Consider the following 19568-nt stretch of genomic DNA (forward strand, 5'->3'; position numbering starts at 1 on the left):
CATGGATGAGCAAACAGGCGTGAAACCAGCCGAGCCCCGCTTCGTACATGGGCATTTTTTGCTCATTGCAGGGCTGGGTGGCCTATTTACAGCGGAGACGACAAAAAAGATCCCCGACCTTTGGGAAAAATTCATTCCCGAGATTGGCCAGATTCCCGGTCAAAAAGGCGAAGTGACCTACGGCATCTGCTGCAATCCGGATGGCAAGGGCGGATTCGAATACATCGCCGGCGTCGAAATCGAAAAGCTCGACGACCTGCCGGATAAGTACCGCTGGATCGAGGTTCAACCGCAGCACTACGCCGTATTCGAGCACAAGGGATCGCTGGATACCTTGCCCCAGACCTTTCAGTACATCTGGAAAACCTGGTTGCCGCAGTCCGGCAAAGAGGCGGCGGACGCCCCGGAGTTCGAACGCTACAGCGAAGACTTCAACCCCAAGCTCAACACCGGCGTGCTGGAAATCTGGCTGCCGCTCAAATCCGAATGATTACAGCGAGGGGCGGACCATGCGTCCGCCTCTCGACGTGTCATTTACCCTGCTTCATCCGGCGCGCGCGCATCAGGTCGATCGACAAGGTGATGAAGCCAAACGTGCTGATGCCCAACAACATAAGAAGACCGATCTGAACGCTGCTCATGGTGTGTTTCCCCTATTGATGTCCTGAGACCGGCTCCATCAATAATCCGAACCTTCGAGCAATGAAAGCGCCTATACGCAGGCTTTACGGTGCCGGCAGTGATCGATATGAACACCTTATTCAACTATGATTCGCAGCCTTTCCCACGCTGATTCCGAGCCGCCATGAACACCCTCATCCGCAACGTCACCGCCACTGACCTGGACCGCTGCTACGCCATCGAAACCGTTGCCTACGAAGGTGACGAGGCCGCCACCCGCGAGAAAATCGCCACCCGCATTGCCACCTGGCCCGAGGGTTTCATCGTGGCTGAAGTCGACGGCGTTGTAGCCGGTTTCATCAATTCCGGTGCGGCGTTTCAGGTGGAGATGTCGGATGAAGCGTTCAAGGAGCTGATCGGCCACGACCCGGCCGGCCCGCATGTGGTGATCATGTCGGTGGTGGTGCACCCGGACTATCAGGGGCAGGGGCTGGCGAAGCGGTTGATGGGTGAGTTCATTGAGCGGATGCGTGCACTGGGCAAAACCCATATCCACCTGATGTGCAAGGAGCGGCATGTTCCGCTGTATGCCGGGTTTGGCTTTGCCTACATCAAACCGTCGGCTTCGGACCATGGCGGGATGGCGTGGCATGAGATGGTGCTGGATTTGTAAGACCTACGAAGATCCCCCCGTAGGAGTGAGCCTGCTCGCGATAGCGTCTACACATTCAACAGTGAGGTGACTGTCAAATTGCCATCGCGAGCAGGCTCACTCCAACATGGGCTTGGTGTTGGGTCAGTAGAGCCTCAGAAAACCAGGCCCATTCGCCGCTCATACCCAATCCGGCCCTTGTAGGCCTCGCCGCTATCCACCCAGCCGAATTTTGCATACAGCGCGATGGCCGCCTCATTGTCCGCATCCACCGACAATTCCAGCCCCTTTATCTCCGGAAACGCCTGTCGCGCCACCTCGGGCAGCGCTTGCAGGCAAGCCTTGCCATAGCCTTTTCCCTGAGCACGTTGATCGACTTGCAACGCATGCAGCGTGGCGCTGTGTTCATCGGCCCAGGCCGGTAACACCGGCGGGCGCTTGAGCAGCAGGAAGGCCACCGGAGCATCCTCGACCAGCAGCGCAAATCCTTTGACGCCGGGGCCGGGTTTGGACAGCAAGGTGTGCAATGCACCGTGAATGTCGCCGCTGAACCTGATTTGTTCCTTGTGTACTTCGATGGCCTCGACCTGCTGGCGCTGGCGCGCGTTCAGGCTTTCGTAAGGCACGAGACGGGCTGTCACTGGAGTGTCCTTTTCCCACATGAATGAGCCTCGGATTCTAGCGAGTTTGCGCCGATGGATTATTTTTATTTCGACTGTCGATTTGGCTTTTTGCCAAACGACTAAGGGTGTCTTCACACAAAAAACACGGAGAACCACCATGAGTGCCAATCACGAAATCGAGACCCTGATCAACACTTATCGCCAGGCCGTCATCTCCAAGGATGTCGACGAAATCATGGCCCTGTATGCCGAGGACATCGTCTCCTACGACGCGGTCAAAGCCTTGCAATTTCGGGGCAAAACCGCCTACCGCGCGCATTGGCTGGAGTGCATGGAAATGTGCCAGGGCCCGCATAAGTTCGACTTCGCTCACATGAACATCGTGGCGGACGAGCACATCGCCTTCGCCCATTGGCTGGCCCATTGTGGCGGCACCAACGACAAGGGTGAAACCCAGGCCTGCTGGATGCGCGTGACCGCTTGCTACCGTCGCGACGCCGAGCAATGGCGGATTGTCCACGAACACTGGTCGGCCCCGTTCGACATGGCCAGTGGCGCTGCGCTGTTCAATCTGGAGCCCTGATCGTCGGGAATTTCGCCAACGCGTCAATCTGCAGCCATAGTTGATCCGTTCGATTCAGGAGAGCCACATGAAATACCTATGCCTGGTCTACAGCAACGAGCACACCTTGCACTCGCTGCCCGAGAGCCCGAACGACGCCGAGTGCATGGCCTACGCCGAGTCGATCCAGAGCGGCGGCCGGATGCTCGCGGCCGAGGCACTGGAGTCGGTGCAGACCGCCACCACCGTGCGCATGCGTAACGGCAAGATGTCGATCACCGACGGTCCGTTCGCCGAAACCAAGGAGCAGTTGGCCGGCTTCTACCTGATCGATGCCAAGGACCTCAATGAAGCGCTCCAGGTCGCCGGCAACATCCCGGCGGCCCGGGTCGGCTGCGTCGAGGTGCGTCCCGTTCGTCAGTTGAATCCTTGAATAACAACAACCAAAAAGGAGTTGTGCATGAGCCCGCAATCAGCTGAAAAAAAATCTGCCGAGTTCGAGTTATCCATCAGCCGCCTGATCGACGCGCCACGCCAGAAGATCTTCCGCGCCTGGACCGAGCCGACCTTGCTCGCCCAATGGTGGGGGCCGCACGGCATGACCACGCCAGAGTGTGAAATGGACCTGTGGGTCGGCGGCCAGTTTCGCACCTTGATGCGCGCCCCGGACGGCAGCGAGTACCCAACGATGGGCGTGTTTCTGGAGATTGTCGCGCCTGAGCGGCTGGTGTTCACCGACGCGTTTATCCCAGGCTGGATTCCGTCGGGCAAACCGTTCATGGCGGCCGAAGTGACGCTCGAAGAGCGGGACGGCAAAACCCTGTACACCGCGCGTGCCATGCATTGGTCCCAAGAGGATCACCAGGCCCACGAAGCCATGGGGTTTCATGACGGCTGGGGGCAAAGCCTTGATCGCCTGGAAACGCTGGTGACCGAAGGCATGCCGGACTGATGCCTGGCGAGGCGGTGCAGGCCCGGGTCGAGCAGGTTTACCGCGAAGACTCGCGGCGGATCCTGGCGACGCTGATCCGCTTGCTCGGCGATTTCGACCTCGCCGAAGAGGCCCTGCACGAGGCCTTTTTCATCGCGGTCGAACGCTGGCAGCGTGACGGCGTGCCGGCCAATCCGCGCGCCTGGCTGGTGTCCACCGGGCGCTTCAAGGCCATCGATGCCTTGCGTCGGCGCACGCGTTTTATTGCTTCGCAACCGATGCTGATCGCGCAGCTGGAGGCGCTGGAGCAGGCCGACTGGAGTGACGAAGACGTGGAAGACGATCGCCTGCGCCTGATCTTCACCTGCTGTCACCCGGCACTCGCCTACGACGCTCAGGTGCCACTGACCTTGCGCGAAGTCTGCGACCTGACCACAGAAGAAATCGCCCGGGCGTTCCTGTCGGCGCCGGCCACCATCGCTCAACGCATCGTGCGGGCGAAGGCAAAAATCCGTGATGCGAAAATCCCTTATCAAGTGCCGACGCTGGCGGAACTGCCCGAGCGCCTCGACAGCGTGCTGCGGGTGATTTACCTGGTGTTCAACGAGGGTTACTCGGCGTCCATCGGCGCTGAAGTGACGCGCGAAGACCTGACGCGCGAGGCGATCCGGCTGGGGCGATTGTTGCTGGAGTTGCTGCCGGAGCCGGAGGTCATGGGCTTGCTGGCGATGATGTTGCTGCACGAATCACGACGCCAGGCCCGGACGTCGGCGACCGGCGAGTTGATCCTGCTGGATGAGCAGGACCGCTCGTTGTGGGACGCAGGGATGATTGCCGAGGGCTGCGCCTTGGTCGAACAGGCGCTGACCCGGCAGCGCTTCGGGCCTTATTGCCTGCAAGCGGCCATTGCGGCGGTGCATGCCGAGGCGGCGACACCGCAGGACACCGATTGGCTGCAGATTGTCGGTCTGTATGACCTGCTGTTGCGGGTGGTGCCGTCGCCGGTGATCGAGTTGAACCGGGCGGCAGCGATCTCCAGGCGCGATGGACCGTTGGCGGGTTTGGCCCTGGTTGAAGCGATTCTGGATCGAGGTGAATTGCAGGACTACCACCTGGCGCATTCGGCGCGGGCGGAGTTTTGTCGGCAGTTGGGCAGGGTGGAGGAGGCGCGGGCGGCGTATGAGCGAGCCTTGGAGTTGACCCAGCAAATGCCGGAGCGGCGGTTTCTTGAAGCGCGGATCAAGGCGTTGGAGTGATGTGATCTGGAGGGCCCCATCGCTATTCCAGCATCTTGTGCAACAACCAACTCCCCGCCGGCCCCGGTGGATGCTGGCGCGACCACAGTGCATCGACAAACACCGGTTTCGGCCAGCCGCGCACTTTCAGTTCCTGTAACGACCCCGGCCCAAACCGCTCCACCAGCCAGCGCGGCAACGGCGCCCAGCCAAAGCCACCCTGAGCCATTTCCAGCAGCATCAAATAACTCGGCGCCGACCACACACGCCCCTTCGCCCGGCTTTCATACGGATTGACGATGGTCGCCAGGCGCAATTCCCGGTGCTGTTGCAGGACATCCTGATCAATATGATGAAGCGCCGCCAATGGATGCGCCGGGGAGACGAACAACGCAATTTCCGTGCGCTCCTCAACCGTCGAACTCACCAGATCCGGCGGATAACTGTCCTGCATTTCGGCGAACGCCACCTGCGCCCGCCCCCGTTGCACCAGCGCAATCAAGTCATCGCATTCAGCAATCAGGCACTCAAGCTCCAGGTCCGGATAACGCTGTTCAAACGCACCCAGCGCCGCTTCGAAGCGGTCGGATTGATAGGTATCGGAAATCGCCACGGTCAGTTTCGGCTCGACGCCTTGTGACAACTGGCTGGCGGTCATTTCCAGGCGGCTGGTGGCGGCCAGGATCTCCTCGGCCCGTTGCAGCATCACGTGCCCGACCGGAGTCAGGCTGGGTTTACGACTGCTGCGGTCGAACAGGACCAGATTCAAATCGATTTCAAGACTGGCCACCGCCGCACTGATGGTCGACTGGCTACGGCCCAGCTTGCGCGCCGCTGCGGAAAACGAGCCTTGAGTCGCCGCCTGGACAAACGCCAGCAACACTTCGTGAGAGGCCATGAACTATCGCCTTGATCGATGGTTATTGGTTATGAAGTATCGGTGTGATGAAGGATCATGGCAACCACAGTCACTCAGAGGAGCCTGGCCATGAGCGCCAACAAATCCATCACTGAACGTATTTTCCAAGCCGTGGGTTTCGAACTGCTGGCCATCCTGATCTGTACCCCGTTACTGGCCTGGATCATGGACAAACCGCTGCTCGACATGGGCATGGTCACCCTGTTCATTGCAGCCCTGGCTCTGGCCTGGAACGTGGTCTTCAACGGCCTGTTCGACCGTGTGCTCAAGCACTACAAAATGGCGCATAACGCGTGGGTCCGGGTGGTCCATGCGCTGTTGTTTGAAGGTGGTCTGGTTGCCTTTGGTGTGCCGCTGATTGCCTGGTGGCTGAAGATCGGCCTGTGGGAAGCGTTCCTGCTCGACATCGGTGTGCTGCTGTTTTTCCTGCCGTACACCTACCTTTACCACTGGGTGTATGACGTGGTGCGGGAGCGGTTGGTGACGCGCACTGTTTGCGAAGGATGAATAACGCGGTCGGAGGGGGGGATGTATGAAGTGGACGGCAAGCAGCGGTCGCGGGTCAGAGGGTTTATGGACTGGCTGGGTGATCCAGCCCATAACCTGAAGGAGATTATGTGCAGGAGTGAGCTTGCTCGCGATGGCGGTGGTTCAGTCAACAGTGATGTTGAATGTGATGACCTCATCGCGAGCACGCTCGCTCCCACCGGGTTTTGTGTCAGCCCCGGGGTATGCGTTAGACGTGGAAGTAGCCCACGCACGAATCAAACGGCAAACGCTTCAGCTCGATCTTGTTCAGGTCCAGCACTTCGCGCAGGGCTTTGGTTTCGCCCGGGAAGTTGCGGTAAGCCACTTCGTCCAGCACCACGATCGCGCCTTTTGGCATGTACGGCAGGAAGGTTTCCAGCGCGACTTTGGTCGATTCGTACAGGTCGGTGTCGAGGATCAGCATGGCCACGACCAGGTCAGGACGGGTCTTGACCCACTCCGGCACGGTCTTGACGATGTCGCCCTTGACCAGTTCGCAACGCGGGATGCGGTTGACCGGGCGCAGCAGGTCATTGGCGTCGATCATGTCCTGGATCAGCGATTGGTCGGTGTCGGAGAACATGGTCTCGTTGACGTCGGCCGGGTCTTCTTTCTTGTCGATGCTCTGGAAGCCTTCAAAGGTGTCGAAGCCGATGATCGAACGGTTGATCGCGTACGGTTCCAGGATCATCGACAAGTGCATGTACAGCATCAGCGAGTTGCCCTTGTACACGCCGCACTCGATGATCGCGCCCGGTACTTCAGCGACTTTCTTGAACAGTTCCATGCGCGACAGGGCAGCGGTTACGCCGATGCGGTTGGCGAACACGAACGGGGCGTCGGCCACGTATTCGGCATCGACCCGTTTCAGAACGTTGGCACGGGTTTCGTTGTACTGGGCCTCGGCAGGCGTGATGCGACGCTTGGTCATTGCTGGATTCCTTGGAAATTCGAGAAGTCGTGGGCGTGGAAATAATCTTTGAAACCGGCGCCGACGTCAGGGCAGGCGCTGTCGACGTTGATTGCGCCACGCTTGTGCTTGAGGTCATCGAGGTGCATCAGGCGGAAATCCACGCTGAAGCGGGTTTGATCGGTGTGGTTGGCGACCGTGCCGTGCAAGTGCGAGCCGGAGAAAATCAGCATCTCACCGGTGTTGCCGGCGATGCGCACTTCAGACGCGGTATTGATCGCCTCCAGTGGCACCGGGTGCACGCGGACTTCCTCCTTGAGGTTGTCCTTGGCCTTGTGCCGCTGGTTGCTGATCCAGTCGTTGAGGCTCCATTCGCTGGAGGTGTTCTTCACCGGCACGTCGAAGTAACCGGCATTGATCATCATGGTCTGGTCGGGGCGAATGGTGTGCACCGGCATCCAGGTGTTGATCTGGCAATCGACGCTGCCGTACCACGTGTCGCGGTGCGGTTTGTAGGCGTAGCTGACGCCGGCGTGCAGGTAATCATAGTTGGGCACCACGCGAATGCGCGGTACGTCGAAAATGTACTCGCGCGGGTCGACGCCGATCTCGTCGATAAACGACAGGATCAGGTCCTTGGCGCGCTGGCTGTTGGTGAACTGGCCCTTGAGGCGTGTTACCAACACCACGAATTCTTCCACCGGCATCAGCGTGTGCAGGGCCTGGTGCTTGGTCTCGCCGTCGAAAGCGGCGGTGATGCTTTCCTGAGCAAACGCACACAGCTCTTTGGCCGCGCGCAGCTGAGTGTTCAGGAAGATGTCGCCGGCGTAGATGGCTTCTTTGAAGTCAGCTTTTTGCTGAAGCTGATTGATATACAGATTCACGATCCCACTCCTGAATGCATCGAGTCTCTTAAGAATCGGCAACACGTTAGCAAACTGAAGTGCTAACGGGCGGGTAGTGGATCAATAAATGCGTAATCGCCTGTATTTGCGACGAAATGCTTTTTACCCGGCAAAAAAAAAATCCCTGTAGCCGCTGGCGCAGCCTGCGTCCGGCTGCGCCAGCGGCTACAGGGGGTTGTGTCGATTTAGAACAGTTTGGTGAACAACCAGTACAGGCTGCCCGACAACATGATCGCCGCGGGCAAGGTCAGCACCCAGGCCATCAGCAGGTTGCGGATGGTTTTCATCTGCAAACCGCCGCCGTTGGCGACCATGCTCCCGGCCACACCCGACGACAACACATGGGTGGTCGACACCGGCAGGCCGAACATATCCGCCGCGCCAATCGTCAGCATCGCCACGGTTTCCGCCGAGGCGCCCTGGGCGTAGGTCAGGTGGGTCTTGCCGATCTTCTCGCCAACCGTCACCACGATGCGCTTCCAGCCGACCATGGTGCCCAGGCCCAAAGCAATCGCCACGGCGATCTTCACCCACAACGGAATGAAACGCGTCGAGTTGTCGATCTGCTGCTTGAACAGTTGCAGTTTGCCGCTGGTGTCGGCGTCGAAATTGCCGACTTTGTTCTTGTCCATCAGGCGAATGGTTTCGCTGGTCAGGTACATGTCGTTGCGCACGTTGCCCACGGCCTCGGCCGGCACTTTGGACAGCGAGCCGTAACCCTTGACCTGGGCGCCGATGCTGCCGGTGAGGGCGGCGAGTGCCGGGACCAGCTGCGGCGTGGCTTCCTTGCTGCGCACGTATTCGGACAGCACCGGACGCGGGTCGGCCGGGGCCGGTTGTGGCGCCGCCTTGACCAGCGCTTGCTGGGTCACTTCTGCTACGGCGGCGAACTGCAGCGCCTGGTCGGCCGGCATGGTGCGGTTCAGCGCATAGGCCATGGGCAGCGTGCCGACCAGAATCAACATGATCAGGCCCATGCCTTTCTGGCCGTCGTTGGAACCGTGGGCGAACGAGACACCGGTGCAGGTCACGATCAACATCCCGCGAATCCACCACGGCGGCGGCGTGTTGCCGACCGGCGCCTTGTACAGCGCCCGATTCTTGACGAACGCACGCAAGGCCAGCAGCAACAGCGCGGCAAAGCCGAAGCCCACCAGCGGCGATAACAGCAACGCGTAGCCGATCTTGGTCGCCTGCGCCCAATCCACACCGCTGGTGCCGTCGTGACCGTGCATCAGGGCATTGGCCACGCCGACGCCGATAATCGAACCGATCAAGGTGTGCGACGACGAGGCCGGCAAGCCCAGCCACCAAGTGCCGAGGTTCCACAGGATCGCCGCGATCAACAGGGCGAAGATCATGGCGAAACCGGCGGAGGAACCGACTTGCAGAATCAGCTCCACGGGCAGCAGGGCGATGATGCCGAACGCCACCGCACCGCTGGACAGCAGCACGCCGAGGAAGTTGAAGAAGCCGGACCACGCCACCGCGAAGTTCGGCGGCATCGAGTTGGTGTAAATCACCGTGGCCACCGCGTTGGCGGTGTCGTGGAAACCGTTGACGAATTCAAAGCCCAGCGCGATCAGCAGTGCTACGCCCAACAGCAGAAACGGGGTCCAAGTGGTGACCACCGTACCGAGTTCGCTCATGTCGTGCATCAGGCTGTAAGCGGTGAACAATAGCCCGCTGGCCAGCACCCCGAAAAACACCACGAGGGTAAGCAGGCTAGGCTTTTTATCGAGTTGAGGTTTGGCGCTACGGACAGCGGATGCCTGAGTATCGGCAGGGTAGGAAGGCGTAGCCATAACGAACAATCCTGATGAGGGAGGTGTATCAGGGATAGTCGTTGCTAATTGTTACAGAGAGACTGCGTCAGATCAGGGTTTAGGGTTTTTGCTATTCCGTTAATCAGAATTCCCCCGCAACCTGTAGCAGCAGGCTTCGCCAGCTACTGCAGGTTGCGGGGAGACTTAGTAATCCTGGCGCTTGCGAAACGCCCAGCGTCCGGCCAGCACGGTAAAGGTTGCGACCAGTGCCACCAGGATCCAGAACCCTTCCGGGTCGCCGGACAGAGGGATGCCGCCGACGTTCATGCCAAAGAAACCGGCAATGATGTTGATCGGCAACGCCAGCACCGTCACCACCGTCAGCGTAAACAGCGTGCGGTTGCTCTGCTCGTTGAGGTTGGCGGCGATTTCTTCTTGCAGCAGTTTGATCCGCTCACCCAGCGCCGTGAGGTCGTTGATGATCAGCGCAAACTCCTCGGTGGACTTGCGCAGCTCCTTGACGTCCTCCTTCTGCAGCCATTGCGGTGGCCGATTGAGCAAGCGCAGCAACGACCCCGGCTCCAGCGCCAGCAGGCGTTGCAGACGCACCAGCACGCGGCGGTTGGCACCCAGTTCGGCGCGGTTGGTCGACAGCCGCGACGACAACAGTTCATCTTCGATCTGATCCACACTCAAGCTGGTCTTGCGCACGATTTGCGTCAGCACCTCGCCCTGATCGCGCAGCAAATGCACAAGCAACTCCAGCGGCGATCGAAAACATTCACCGGCCTTCACCGAAGAGCGCAGCTTGTCCACCGAGTGCAGCGGTTGCAGACGGGCACTGATGATCAGCCGACTGCGGGCGCACACCCACAGGGTCGAGACATCCGAGGAGACCATGCTGCTGAGGTTGAACACCACGTCGTTGACCACCGCCAGCAAGGCTGAATCCACATGTTCGATGCGCGTCGAACGCGAGCCTTCGTGCAGCGCCTCGAAAAATTCCTCCGGCAATTCCAGATGACTTTTCATCCAGCGCTCGCACGCGGCGTGCGCCAGGTTCAGGTGCAGCCAGAGGAATTCTTGGCTGTCGTCGGGTTGTTGCAGGTATTGCAGCGCTTTGGCCGAATCGATCTCGCGACCACGTTCACCGGGGCGAAAACTGAAACCGTAGAGCAGGCCGAACAGGTCCGTGTCGCGATGGCTTTGGTCGATGCTGTGGTTCATGAGTGCTCGCAAGGGGGCGCTATCGCTCTATGTAGCAGCTGGCGAAGCCTGCGGCTGCAGGGTCGAGTTGTGGCGGGTTTACAGGTTCACCTGAGCCGCATCATCGCAAGGATTCTTGACGGTTGTGTGACGGATCAATGAAGGCCAAATAGTGGCTCTACCGACGGTCGGATTGGATTAAAGAACCGCTCTGGCACGCCGATCTCGCTTACGTTAACGTGCGCGCCTTTGGCCACGAGCCAAGTCGCAGACAGGGACGTCCGGACACCTTTCACGCCATGTCACGGCGTGTCTCACCCCTGTCATGAGTATCACTCGATGCTGCAAAAATCCCTGAGAGCACAAATCCTCGCCTTGTTGAGCGGCAGCCTGCTGGCGATGTTGCTGATCGCTTTGGCTTGCTTTCATTTCCTGTCCAGCGGTGTTCAGAGCTACGCGAACCTGATTGACGGCCCGCTGCACACTTCCCAGTTGATCGATGAAGCCAACCTGCAATTCAAGGTGCAGGTTCAGGAATGGAAAAACGTCCTGCTGCGCGGCAAGCAACCGGCGGACCTGGACAAATACTGGAAGCAATACGAAGACCGTCAGCGCGATGTGCAAAGCATCCTCGGTGAACTGGCCGGGCAGAAGGGCATCGAGCCGCAACTCAAGACCCGCATCGAACGCCTGCGTGATGAACACCGCTTGCTGGGCACTGCCTATCAAAAGGGTCGCGATGCCTACGTCGCAGCCGGTGCCGACCCGACTGCTGGCGATACCGCTGTGAAAGGCGTGGACCGCGCGGCCAGTGATCAGATGAGCGAACTGGTTGTCGAACTGCGCAAACAGGGCGCCGAGCAGTCGAAGCTAATCAGTGCCGACGCTGACCGCACCGTGTTGCTGGGGATCATCGTGATGCTCGCCTCGGGCTTGCTGATCGGTCTGTTGAGCCTGTGGCTGGTCAACCGCAATCTGGTTGAACCGATTCGCAAACTGATCGACTACGTGGCGCAACTCAGCCAGGGCAAATTCGCCGATCGCGTGGCCAGCACCCGTCAGGATGAGCTGGGCAAACTGGCGGTCGCCGCCAATACCCTGCGTGATTTCCTCGCCGACACCTTCAGCCATTTGCAGCGCAGCGCCAAGGACCTCGACAGCGCCAGCGGCGAACTGAACGCCATCGCCAGCCAGATGGCGGGTGGCACCAACGAGCAGTTCAACCGCACTGATCAGGTGGCCACGGCGATGAATGAAATGTCCGCGACCGCGCAAGAAGTTGCGCGTCACGCCGCCGACGCCGCACGCGCTGCCGACGACGCTGACCAGTCCGCGCAACAGGGCGAAAAAGTCATGCAGGGCACCATCCATACCATCACCCAGATGCGCGGTGAAATCGCCAACACCGCCACGGTCATTCGTCAGCTGGAAACCGACAGCGGCCGCATCGGCAAGGTGCTGGAAGTGATTCGCGGCATCGCCGAACAGACCAACCTGCTGGCGCTCAACGCCGCCATCGAAGCGGCCCGTGCCGGTGAAGCCGGGCGCGGTTTTGCGGTGGTCGCCGATGAAGTGCGCAGCCTGGCCCAGCGCACGGCGGCGTCGATCATCGAGATCAACCAGATCATTCAGACCGTGCAAACCGGCGCGGTGGACGCGGCGCAGGCGATTGAAAGCGGGCAGTCACGCAGTGAAGAAAGCGTGCAGCAAGTGACCGAGGCCGGCGCCATGCTGGAGCGGATCACCCAGGCCGTCGAAGCGATTCGCGACATGAACCGCCAGATCGCCACCGCTGCCGAAGAGCAGACCTCGGTGGCCGAGGACATCTCGCGCAACCTTACCGAGATCACCAGCATCGCCAGTACCAATCTGGACAACGTGCAACGCACCGAAGCGGCAAGCCACAACCTGCACGGGGTGTCGTCGCAGTTGAATGAAGTGACGGCGCGTTTGAGCGCGTAAGACCGACGGCTGTGTACCGGCTCGCTTACCGAGTCGGTACACAGTCGATCTCAAGTGCGGCCGGGCCATGTCGATGTGGGAGATACCCAAATCCCACACTGGATACATCCCATGGTCAGCATCACCTCTGTCTCGATCAACCAGACCCTCACCACCTCCACCAGCAAAACCGCGATCAGCGATCCCGCCGCCGACACCTCCGTCACCGCCACCACCGAGACGCCTTCCGACGACAGCAAAGTGGCCGCCGGTGGCGCTCCCGCGTCGAGCGACAGCAGTTCCAGCAGCAGCGAAGAATCCGATGCGGTGAAAGCCTTGCGCAAGCAAATCGCCGAACTGCAAAAGCAGATGCAGGAACAACAGCAACAGCTGCAAGCAGCCCAGGCAAAACAGGAAGATGCCGACGCCAAAGCCGCTGATGTCGCGGCGGCTCAGTCGCAGGTGGCGACCACCTCAGGTTCGTTGCAGACAGCAACGGCGGCGTTGTTGCAGGCGTTGCAGGACGCTGATTCCAGCACGTCGGGTTCGCTGGTCAGTACCAGCGCCTAAGCCTGCACAGGCAGTGTGAAGGTAAACGTCGTGCCCTGTAGCGCGGTCGAAACCACGTCCAGTTTTCCACCGTGGGACTGCGCAATCTGACTGGCAATGTACAAGCCCAATCCGAGGCCGGTCTGCGGCGTATCGCTGGCCGGTCGCGAGTAGGGGCGGAACAGGTAGACCAATGCGTTCTCGGCAATCAGCCCCTGATTTTTTACGCTCAGGAGGAAGTGCCTGTCCTTGATCTGCGCATTGACCTCGACAGGACCTTGGGGATCGCCGTGGATTACCGCATTCGCCACCAGATTGGACAGCAACTGGGCGACCCGCTCGCGGTCGCACGGGACGTTGTGCAAATCGCCGATGGAAGAGGTTATGACGCGGTCCGGGTGAACACTCTGGACCTCGGAAATCACATGCCGTAAAGCCGCGCCCAGATCCGCGCAGGGTTTGATGTTCACCGGAATGCCGCTGCCAAAGGAGCCACGGGCAAAATCCAGCACGTCATCGACCAGTCGGGTGGCGCGTCGGGCGCTGGTGAGGATATGCCGGGCCCGTTGCTGATTCGCTGGCTCAGGCAGTTTGCGCAGGAGCATTTCGGCGCCGGCACTGATCGCGAACAACGGGTTGCGCAGGTCATGGCCGAGCACGGCGATGAACTGTTCGCGCAATTGCGAGGTTTCACGTTCCTGCTTGAGTGCCGCTTCGGTGTGCTGCTGGTTTTCTTCGGCTTCGATTTGCAGCGCCAGCATCCGGGCGAAGGATTCCATGGTGCTCTGGATCGTACTGGATGTGAGCGGTGCAGGGTGGGGATCAAGTGCGCAAATGGTGCCGAAAAAGCGTCCGTCGGTGCGGAAGATCGGCACTGAGATGTAGCTTTCAAACTGGTAAATACGCGGCGTGTGGTGATTGTGGTAGAGCGGGTCTTCACTGGCCTTGTCGATCACCACCGACTGGTGGGCCTGACGAATTTCGTGGCACAGGGTCGTGGCCACCTCCAGCTCACCGCCGACCTGCAAGCCAAAATCCAGTTGATCGAGCACGGCGCAAGCGGTCCAGGAATTCTCCGTCACGCGCGCCACCGCGCAGAAACGCAGGCCCGTCAACTCGCGGATGACCTGGAGAATCGCCGGCACCGCGCTGATCCGACCGATCGTGGCGATGTCTGCTGCCGCTGTTTGCCCCATATCGATCAATCCCTGCGTGAACACCGTGGACCGATTCTATCGGGCTGGCGGCGCGTTGGCTCGCGCTGAATTCGGGACGTAAAAAAGCCGCACGATTTGGAGATCGTGCGGCTTTATCAGTTCGGGTTACTTGTCCTGTTTGTTGCTCAGGACTTTGCCGGTCGCAGCATCGAAATCGACGTCCCATTCCGTGCCGTCAGCCAGACGCAGTTCAACTTCGTATTCGTAGCCGTTGAAGTGGTTGTCCAGGTCCGTGTCGGTGATGGTCGCACCCGGATGCAGTTTCAGCGCTGCCTGGTTCAGTTCTTCCAGCGGCTTGATCTTGCCGCTCTTGACCAGTTCATGGATCTGATCGACGCGAACATCAGCCTGGGCCAGGCCAGCAGTGAGGGTCAGGGCAGCGGCGGTGAACAGGGCCGTCAATGTTTTCATGAAGTTCTTTCCTTGGGTTGTTCTGTTTAAGTGGCGCCAGATTAACTATGGCAACTTAATTCATCCTTAATTCCAGAAAGCCACCACCCACAAGTGCTGCCCAATTCCTGTGGGAGCGTGGCTTGCCCGCGATAGCCGCACCGCGGTCCCGAATCAATACCCGTTATTCTGCAGCAACTGCGCAACCGTCCCCGCCGCCGGCCGCTTATAGAACTTCAACAACTCACTGGCCCGGTTAGTAAAGACTCCATCCACCCCGGCATCCATCACCTTCTGGTAATCCACCGCATCATCAATGGTGTACACGTGCACCAACAAACCCTGATCGTGGGTGAACTGGTTCATCCACGGCTGCACCAGGTCCGAATAGCTTTGATCGCCACCCTGGGTCAGTGCGGCGGAAGGGCCGGTGCCGATAGCGCCCTGGGCCTTGGCGTACTCGACCCATTGCTGAAATTCAGCTTTGTCTTTCGGTTCCTGCCTGGCGTAATAAGTGGCTTTGTCCTTGTCGCCAGATTCAGCGAACGTCACTTTGGATTTCGGCTCGATGCTGCCTTCGCCGACCCACAGCAGCAGGATCTTCGGCACTTTCGGCATTTCTTTTTGCAGCAGTTCCAGGCTGCTCTTCTCGAAGGTCTGCAGCACGACCTTGCCTTTGCCCTGGCCGACCGCCAGATCACTTTTCCCCAGTTTCGAACCGGCCGGGCTCAGCCAGCCTCGGTCCTGCAACTTGTCCTTGAGGTCGCGCTCGATGCCGGGGAATTGCTTCGGCTCTTTGGTCTCGATGTACAAGCCCGGCTTGTGCAGCGGGTTGCCTTGGGCGATGTCGATGATCTCGTCCAGCGTCAGGATTTTCAGCCCGGCGTAGGACGGACGCGCGCGATCCGGGTAAGCCGTGTTGAACCAACTGCCGGCGTCGAGGGTTTTCAGCTCGGCCATGGTGAACGCGTTGGCCGGGCTGTTCTTGCGATCCGGGAACCGGGTGGCGACGTCGGTGGTGCGTTGCAGGTTGTTGTCGTGCAGGGCAAACAGCACGCCGTCCTTGCTGCGTTGCAGGTCCATTTCCAGGTAATCGGCGCCCAGGTCGCGGGCCAGTTTATAGGCGGGCGCGGTGGACTCGGGGGCATCGAACGACGCGCCGCGGTGGGCGATTACCGCCGGGTGCGGAATGCCCAAACGGCTGGCCAGAGCGGTCGGGCTGGGCTCGCTGGCGGCCTGTGCCTGGCCGAGGCCGAGCATCAGGCTCAGCAGCAGGGCGCTTTTGGTGAAGGTAACCGGCATGTCGAGATCCTTTCGCAGAGAGATTTTCAAAGACGTCCCTTTTAACAACTGAGCGCCGCTCGCGCTATCGCCAGACCGACATAAACGTGTTTAAAGCTCATTTTTTCAGCGCCGGTGTGCGCTGCTTTGCAGTACTCTTGGCCGCGGCAGTTTCCCCGGCAGAGGGAAACCCGCGTCGTTTTCCTTGCGTGTAAACCATCGATCACCGGTCGTTAACGACCTTTTTGTGAGGTTTATATGCGCATCACTTCCGAACTCATCTGCCAGGCTGCCGACCAACTCAACGGCTTCGTCGGCCTCAATCGCAAGACGGGTCATTACATCGTTCGATTCAGCGAAGACGCGTTCGGCATGGACGTGGCCGATGACGGCATCATTCCGGTGAGCGAGTTTGTCTGGGCGCCAGGGCCGGGGCCGGTCATGACGCTCAAGCGTGAGTTGATTCAGTTGCTGCTGGATCAGAATATTGATGACCGCATCAACATCACCGAGCCGTTGCGGGTGTATATGCAGCGGCGGGACGTGCCGCAGATTGCGGCGGTGCGGAGTCTTGTCCGGGGTTGAAGGTTTGCGGAGCCTTGGCTGGCCTCATCGCAAGCAGGCTCACTCCTACAGTTGAAACGCGTTCCCCTGTAGGAGTGAGCCTGCTCGCGATGGCGTCCAAAAGGACACCACAACGCTCAGAGCTGAAACCGATAATCCCGCTCAACCCTGCACACCCGCGTCTGACACTCCGCATACCACGTCGACCGCCCACGCTCACGAATCTGACTGTGCTCGGGATGATGTTTCCACGCCAGAATCGCCGCTTCACTGGCCCAATACGAAACCGTAATCCCGAGCCCATCCTCGCCCCGAGCCGATTCCACACCCAGAAACCCCGGCTGCTCACGAGCCAGTTCCACCATGCGTTCGGCGGCCTCGGCGTAACCGTGATCACCTTCAGTGCGCCGGGAGGTGAAAATCACCGCGTAGTAAGGCGTCGTCATGGTTTCTACCTCACACAAGCCTTGATGAAAGCGCGGACCAGCGGCGGCAGAACGCCCTTGAGCGCTGCACGTTCCGGCTGGAACAACGTGGCGACAAAGAACGGATGTCCCTTGAGCTCAACCGCCCGCAAGTCCCCTTGGGAATCATGGCCAACGGCGTGCAGCTGCTGGACCAATAGCGCTCGTTCGAACTCAGGATTCACACCGAAGCGACAGCGATAGCCTTCGCGTATGGCAGTCGTTTCGTACGCCTTGGCGATCAACGAACCTACAGCCAGATGAATGCTGTCCACCGCTTCTACCAGCGAACAGGTCAGCGGGGTCAGAAGCGCCCGTGCGGCATCAGGATGCGTCTCGCCGTGTTCGGCATCTTCCCAGCCCAACACATGGCGGGCGTACTCCAAAACCGCATGTTGAAACCCGCCACAGGTGCCGAGGAACGGCCGTTGCTGCTCTCGGGCAAAGCGGATCGCCCGTAACGCCCCGTCCATGTCTCGATAAGGACTCCCGGGCACGCACCAGAAACCCTCGAAACCTTGCAGCGGTGTGTCGGCGTTGATCTGGTCAGTGGCCAGCCACTGGAATTGCACGTCCAGGTTCAACTCTTCGGCAGCCATGCCAAGGGCGACGGGAATGGCTTGGTGGGCGGTGATTTGAGGGTCGTAGTCGCCGATCAGGGCGATGCGGATTAAGGGGGTTTCCATGAGTGCTCTCTCGGCTTGTTGATTCCTGGCAGCCACTATAGATTGGCGTTCACGCACTCAATATTGGCGTTATCCCAAATGATCAATGCAGCGACGCACTATCGGCTGGACTATCCCGACCTGGCCCTGATCCTCGCGCTGGTGCGTGGCGGTTCGCTGTCCAGGGCCTCGAACCTGCTGAAAGTCGACGTTTCAACGGTGTTTCGCGCCGTCCGCCGACTGGAAGCGGCATTGGGGCAACAACTGTTCGAAAAGAGCCGCGCCGGGTATTTGCCGACGACGCTCGCGCAAACCTTGGCCGAGCAGGCCGAGCGCGCAGAACAAGCGTTGGACGCGGCGCGAATCGGGGTGGAGCAGGGCGGGGAAGTCATCAGCGGCACCGTTCGCCTGACCTGCACCGATTCGGTCCTGCAAGGGTTGCTGCTGCCGGCGCTGGCGCAGTTCATGCCGTCCTACCCGGCACTAACCATTGAGCTGAGCACCTCCAACGACTTCGCCAACCTCAGCCGCCGCGATGCTGACATCGCGTTGCGCCTGACGCGCACACCGCCCGAGCATTTGGTTGGTCGACGTCTGGCGGACATTTCCTATCGGGTGTGCGCCAGTCAGCGGTATCTGAAGTCTGTCGACCCTGAAGATTTGGCTTCGCTGACCTGGATCGCGCCTGACGATTTCCTGCCTGACCATCCCACCGTTGCCTGGCGGCGTCAGCACTTGCCGGGCGTCACGCCGGCCTATCGCTGCAACAGTATGCTGTCAGTGACCGAGCTGGTGCGGGCCGGGTTAGGGGTGGCGGCCTTGCCGGACTTTTTGATCGGCGACACGTTGCAGCCACTGACCGCTCCTCTGGACGGTTACGACACCGCGCTCTGGCTGCTGACCCGTCCAGACTGCCGCGCATTGCGCTCTGTGGTGACGCTGTTTGATGAGTTGGGGCAGGCGCTGCGATTGCCTTGAGCGCGCGTTAAACCTTGGGCGGCTCTTTGCGCACGAAGTGCTGATGCATTTCCGAGGTCAGGTTTTCAATGCGCTCGGTGAGGGTCTTGGTCATCTCGGTGAGCCGGGTGTTTTGTTCGAGCAACTCCATCAATTGCGCGTTGTTTTTTGCAGCTTCGGCCTGACGTTCGCTGTTGGCCACGGCGATGGCCTCACGGTGTTGCGCATCGGCATCGGATTGCGCTTTGTCACGCGCCGCCTGACGGGTCTGGGCCAGCAGAATCAGTGGGGCGGCGTAAGCCGCTTGCAGGCTGAACGCCAGGTTGAGCAGGATGAACGGGTAGACGTCGAAATGGGTCACGCCAAAGATATTGAGGCATATCCACACCGCCACGATCAGCGTCTGCGCCCCGAGAAAGGTCGGCGTGCCGAAGAACCGCGCGAAGGCTTCGGCGCGCAGGGCAAATTTGTCGTTGCCGAAAGTAGGCGCGAGGTGGGCGTGAGCGCGATGGAAGCGTAAATGATCGACGACGGGTTTTTTATCAGCGGTTGGGGTGGTCATGATGCTCTCTGCATGGCGCTGGGACTGACGCTCACTATAGCCCCCACGCCAGTTTCATTCTGAAACACATTGCACTGATTTATTGAGCGCTGAGCCCTGCAGGGGAAGGGCGGGACCGTG

23 protein-coding genes are annotated in these 19568 nt (G+C 60.0%); 11 read left to right on the forward strand and 12 right to left on the reverse strand.

From position 1 onward, the window contains the following. The first annotated feature begins 1 nt into the window (after position 1). Complete coding sequence (locus SB725_RS27345) at positions 2 to 490, forward strand: GyrI-like domain-containing protein (RefSeq protein WP_059182279.1); 489 nt, start codon at positions 2 to 4, stop codon at positions 488 to 490. A 315-nt stretch (positions 491 to 805) separates the two neighbouring features. After that, positions 806 to 1294, forward strand: coding sequence for a GNAT family N-acetyltransferase (locus tag SB725_RS27350; RefSeq protein ID WP_059182280.1), 489 nt, complete (start codon positions 806 to 808; stop codon positions 1292 to 1294). A 134-nt stretch (positions 1295 to 1428) separates the two neighbouring features. On the opposite strand, the gene SB725_RS27355 is transcribed toward SB725_RS27350, so the two are convergent. Beyond that, a complete protein-coding gene (locus SB725_RS27355) occupies positions 1429 to 1914 on the reverse strand; it encodes a GNAT family N-acetyltransferase (RefSeq protein ID WP_059182281.1) in 486 nt (161 codons plus the stop codon). A gap of 139 nt (positions 1915 to 2053) precedes the next feature. Here SB725_RS27355 and SB725_RS27360 point away from each other — a divergent pair, with 139 nt between their 5' ends. The 4 genes from SB725_RS27360 (at position 2054) to SB725_RS27375 (ending at position 4645) form a co-directional block, all read left to right on the forward strand. Continuing rightward, positions 2054 to 2479, forward strand: coding sequence for a YybH family protein (locus tag SB725_RS27360; protein WP_410922875.1), 426 nt, complete (start codon positions 2054 to 2056; stop codon positions 2477 to 2479). Between the two features lie 67 nt (positions 2480 to 2546). Beyond that, entirely contained in the window at positions 2547 to 2891 is a 345-nt protein-coding gene (locus SB725_RS27365) for a YciI family protein (RefSeq protein WP_194940643.1), read from the forward strand. 27 nt (positions 2892 to 2918) lie between these two features. Further along, on the forward strand, positions 2919 to 3410 hold the full coding sequence (locus SB725_RS27370) for an SRPBCC family protein (protein WP_027923886.1): 492 nt from the start codon (positions 2919 to 2921) through the stop codon (positions 3408 to 3410). After that, positions 3410 to 4645 (forward strand): RNA polymerase sigma factor, encoded by a 1236-nt coding sequence (locus SB725_RS27375; protein WP_059182282.1) that lies wholly within the window; start codon positions 3410 to 3412, stop codon positions 4643 to 4645. The genes SB725_RS27370 and SB725_RS27375 overlap by 1 nt, the downstream gene beginning before the upstream one ends. A gap of 22 nt (positions 4646 to 4667) precedes the next feature. On the opposite strand, the gene SB725_RS27380 is transcribed toward SB725_RS27375, so the two are convergent. Next, positions 4668 to 5522 carry a LysR family transcriptional regulator gene (locus SB725_RS27380; protein WP_410922876.1) on the reverse strand — a complete coding sequence of 285 codons (855 nt, stop codon included), beginning with the start codon at positions 5520 to 5522 and terminating at the stop codon, positions 4668 to 4670. Between the two features lie 90 nt (positions 5523 to 5612). Between SB725_RS27380 and SB725_RS27385 the strand changes: the two genes are divergently transcribed. After that, positions 5613 to 6050: a multidrug/biocide efflux PACE transporter gene (locus tag SB725_RS27385; RefSeq protein WP_027923889.1), complete on the forward strand. Its 438-nt coding sequence runs from the start codon at positions 5613 to 5615 to the stop codon at positions 6048 to 6050. A 229-nt stretch (positions 6051 to 6279) separates the two neighbouring features. Here the strand turns inward: SB725_RS27385 and SB725_RS27390 are convergent, their stop codons facing one another. The 4 genes from SB725_RS27390 to SB725_RS27405 all read right to left on the reverse strand — a co-directional run bounded on the left by SB725_RS27390 (position 6280) and on the right by SB725_RS27405 (position 10879). After that, a complete protein-coding gene (locus SB725_RS27390) occupies positions 6280 to 7002 on the reverse strand; it encodes a TylF/MycF/NovP-related O-methyltransferase (protein WP_007946102.1) in 723 nt (240 codons plus the stop codon). After that, on the reverse strand, positions 6999 to 7865 hold the full coding sequence (locus tag SB725_RS27395) for a hypothetical protein (protein WP_410922877.1): 867 nt from the start codon (positions 7863 to 7865) through the stop codon (positions 6999 to 7001). Before SB725_RS27395 ends, SB725_RS27390 begins: the two co-directional genes overlap by 4 nt. A 206-nt stretch (positions 7866 to 8071) precedes the next feature. Next, positions 8072 to 9691, reverse strand: coding sequence for an inorganic phosphate transporter (locus tag SB725_RS27400; RefSeq protein ID WP_059182284.1), 1620 nt, complete (start codon positions 9689 to 9691; stop codon positions 8072 to 8074). A gap of 165 nt (positions 9692 to 9856) precedes the next feature. Continuing rightward, on the reverse strand, positions 9857 to 10879 hold the full coding sequence (locus tag SB725_RS27405; protein ID WP_027923892.1) for a transporter: 1023 nt from the start codon (positions 10877 to 10879) through the stop codon (positions 9857 to 9859). A 318-nt stretch (positions 10880 to 11197) separates the two neighbouring features. Between SB725_RS27405 and SB725_RS27410 the strand changes: the two genes are divergently transcribed. Together SB725_RS27410 and SB725_RS27415 are read left to right on the forward strand one after the other, a co-directional pair. Then, positions 11198 to 12820 (forward strand): methyl-accepting chemotaxis protein, encoded by a 1623-nt coding sequence (locus SB725_RS27410; RefSeq protein WP_410922878.1) that lies wholly within the window; start codon positions 11198 to 11200, stop codon positions 12818 to 12820. A 111-nt stretch (positions 12821 to 12931) separates the two neighbouring features. Beyond that, positions 12932 to 13369, forward strand: a complete 438-nt coding sequence (locus tag SB725_RS27415; RefSeq protein ID WP_027923894.1) for a hypothetical protein — start codon at positions 12932 to 12934, stop codon at positions 13367 to 13369. Here the strand turns inward: SB725_RS27415 and SB725_RS27420 are convergent. From SB725_RS27420 to SB725_RS27430, 3 genes are all read right to left on the reverse strand, one after another. Continuing rightward, complete coding sequence (locus SB725_RS27420) at positions 13366 to 14544, reverse strand: ATP-binding protein (protein ID WP_410922879.1); 1179 nt, start codon at positions 14542 to 14544, stop codon at positions 13366 to 13368. The two genes, SB725_RS27415 and SB725_RS27420, sit on opposite strands and share 4 nt — an antisense overlap. A gap of 126 nt (positions 14545 to 14670) precedes the next feature. Then, entirely contained in the window at positions 14671 to 14976 is a 306-nt protein-coding gene (locus tag SB725_RS27425) for a PepSY domain-containing protein (RefSeq protein WP_027923896.1), read from the reverse strand. Between the two features lie 153 nt (positions 14977 to 15129). Next, positions 15130 to 16257 carry a glycerophosphodiester phosphodiesterase gene (locus SB725_RS27430; RefSeq protein ID WP_410922880.1) on the reverse strand — a complete coding sequence of 376 codons (1128 nt, stop codon included), beginning with the start codon at positions 16255 to 16257 and terminating at the stop codon, positions 15130 to 15132. A 237-nt stretch (positions 16258 to 16494) separates the two neighbouring features. Between SB725_RS27430 and SB725_RS27435 the strand changes: the two genes are divergently transcribed. Beyond that, on the forward strand, positions 16495 to 16821 hold the full coding sequence (locus SB725_RS27435) for a DUF2025 family protein (RefSeq protein ID WP_027923898.1): 327 nt from the start codon (positions 16495 to 16497) through the stop codon (positions 16819 to 16821). Positions 16822 to 16937: 116 nt separating this feature from the next. Here SB725_RS27435 and SB725_RS27440 read toward each other — a convergent pair whose 3' ends face one another. Beyond that, complete coding sequence (locus SB725_RS27440) at positions 16938 to 17246, reverse strand: antibiotic biosynthesis monooxygenase family protein (protein WP_027923899.1); 309 nt, start codon at positions 17244 to 17246, stop codon at positions 16938 to 16940. A 5-nt stretch (positions 17247 to 17251) separates the two neighbouring features. Further along, positions 17252 to 17950, reverse strand: coding sequence for a CTP synthase (locus SB725_RS27445; protein WP_410922881.1), 699 nt, complete (start codon positions 17948 to 17950; stop codon positions 17252 to 17254). A 15-nt stretch (positions 17951 to 17965) separates the two neighbouring features. Between SB725_RS27445 and SB725_RS27450 the strand changes: the two genes are divergently transcribed. Next, complete coding sequence (locus SB725_RS27450) at positions 17966 to 18907, forward strand: LysR family transcriptional regulator (RefSeq protein ID WP_194940647.1); 942 nt, start codon at positions 17966 to 17968, stop codon at positions 18905 to 18907. Between the two features lie 7 nt (positions 18908 to 18914). Here the strand turns inward: SB725_RS27450 and SB725_RS27455 are convergent, their stop codons facing one another. Further along, on the reverse strand, positions 18915 to 19448 hold the full coding sequence (locus SB725_RS27455) for a DUF1003 domain-containing protein (RefSeq protein WP_027923902.1): 534 nt from the start codon (positions 19446 to 19448) through the stop codon (positions 18915 to 18917). Positions 19449 to 19568 lie beyond the last annotated feature (120 nt).

Origin of the sequence: Pseudomonas sp. SIMBA_041 (assembly GCF_046535095.1) — a bacterium.
Lineage (GTDB): Bacteria > Pseudomonadota > Gammaproteobacteria > Pseudomonadales > Pseudomonadaceae > Aquipseudomonas > Aquipseudomonas mucoides.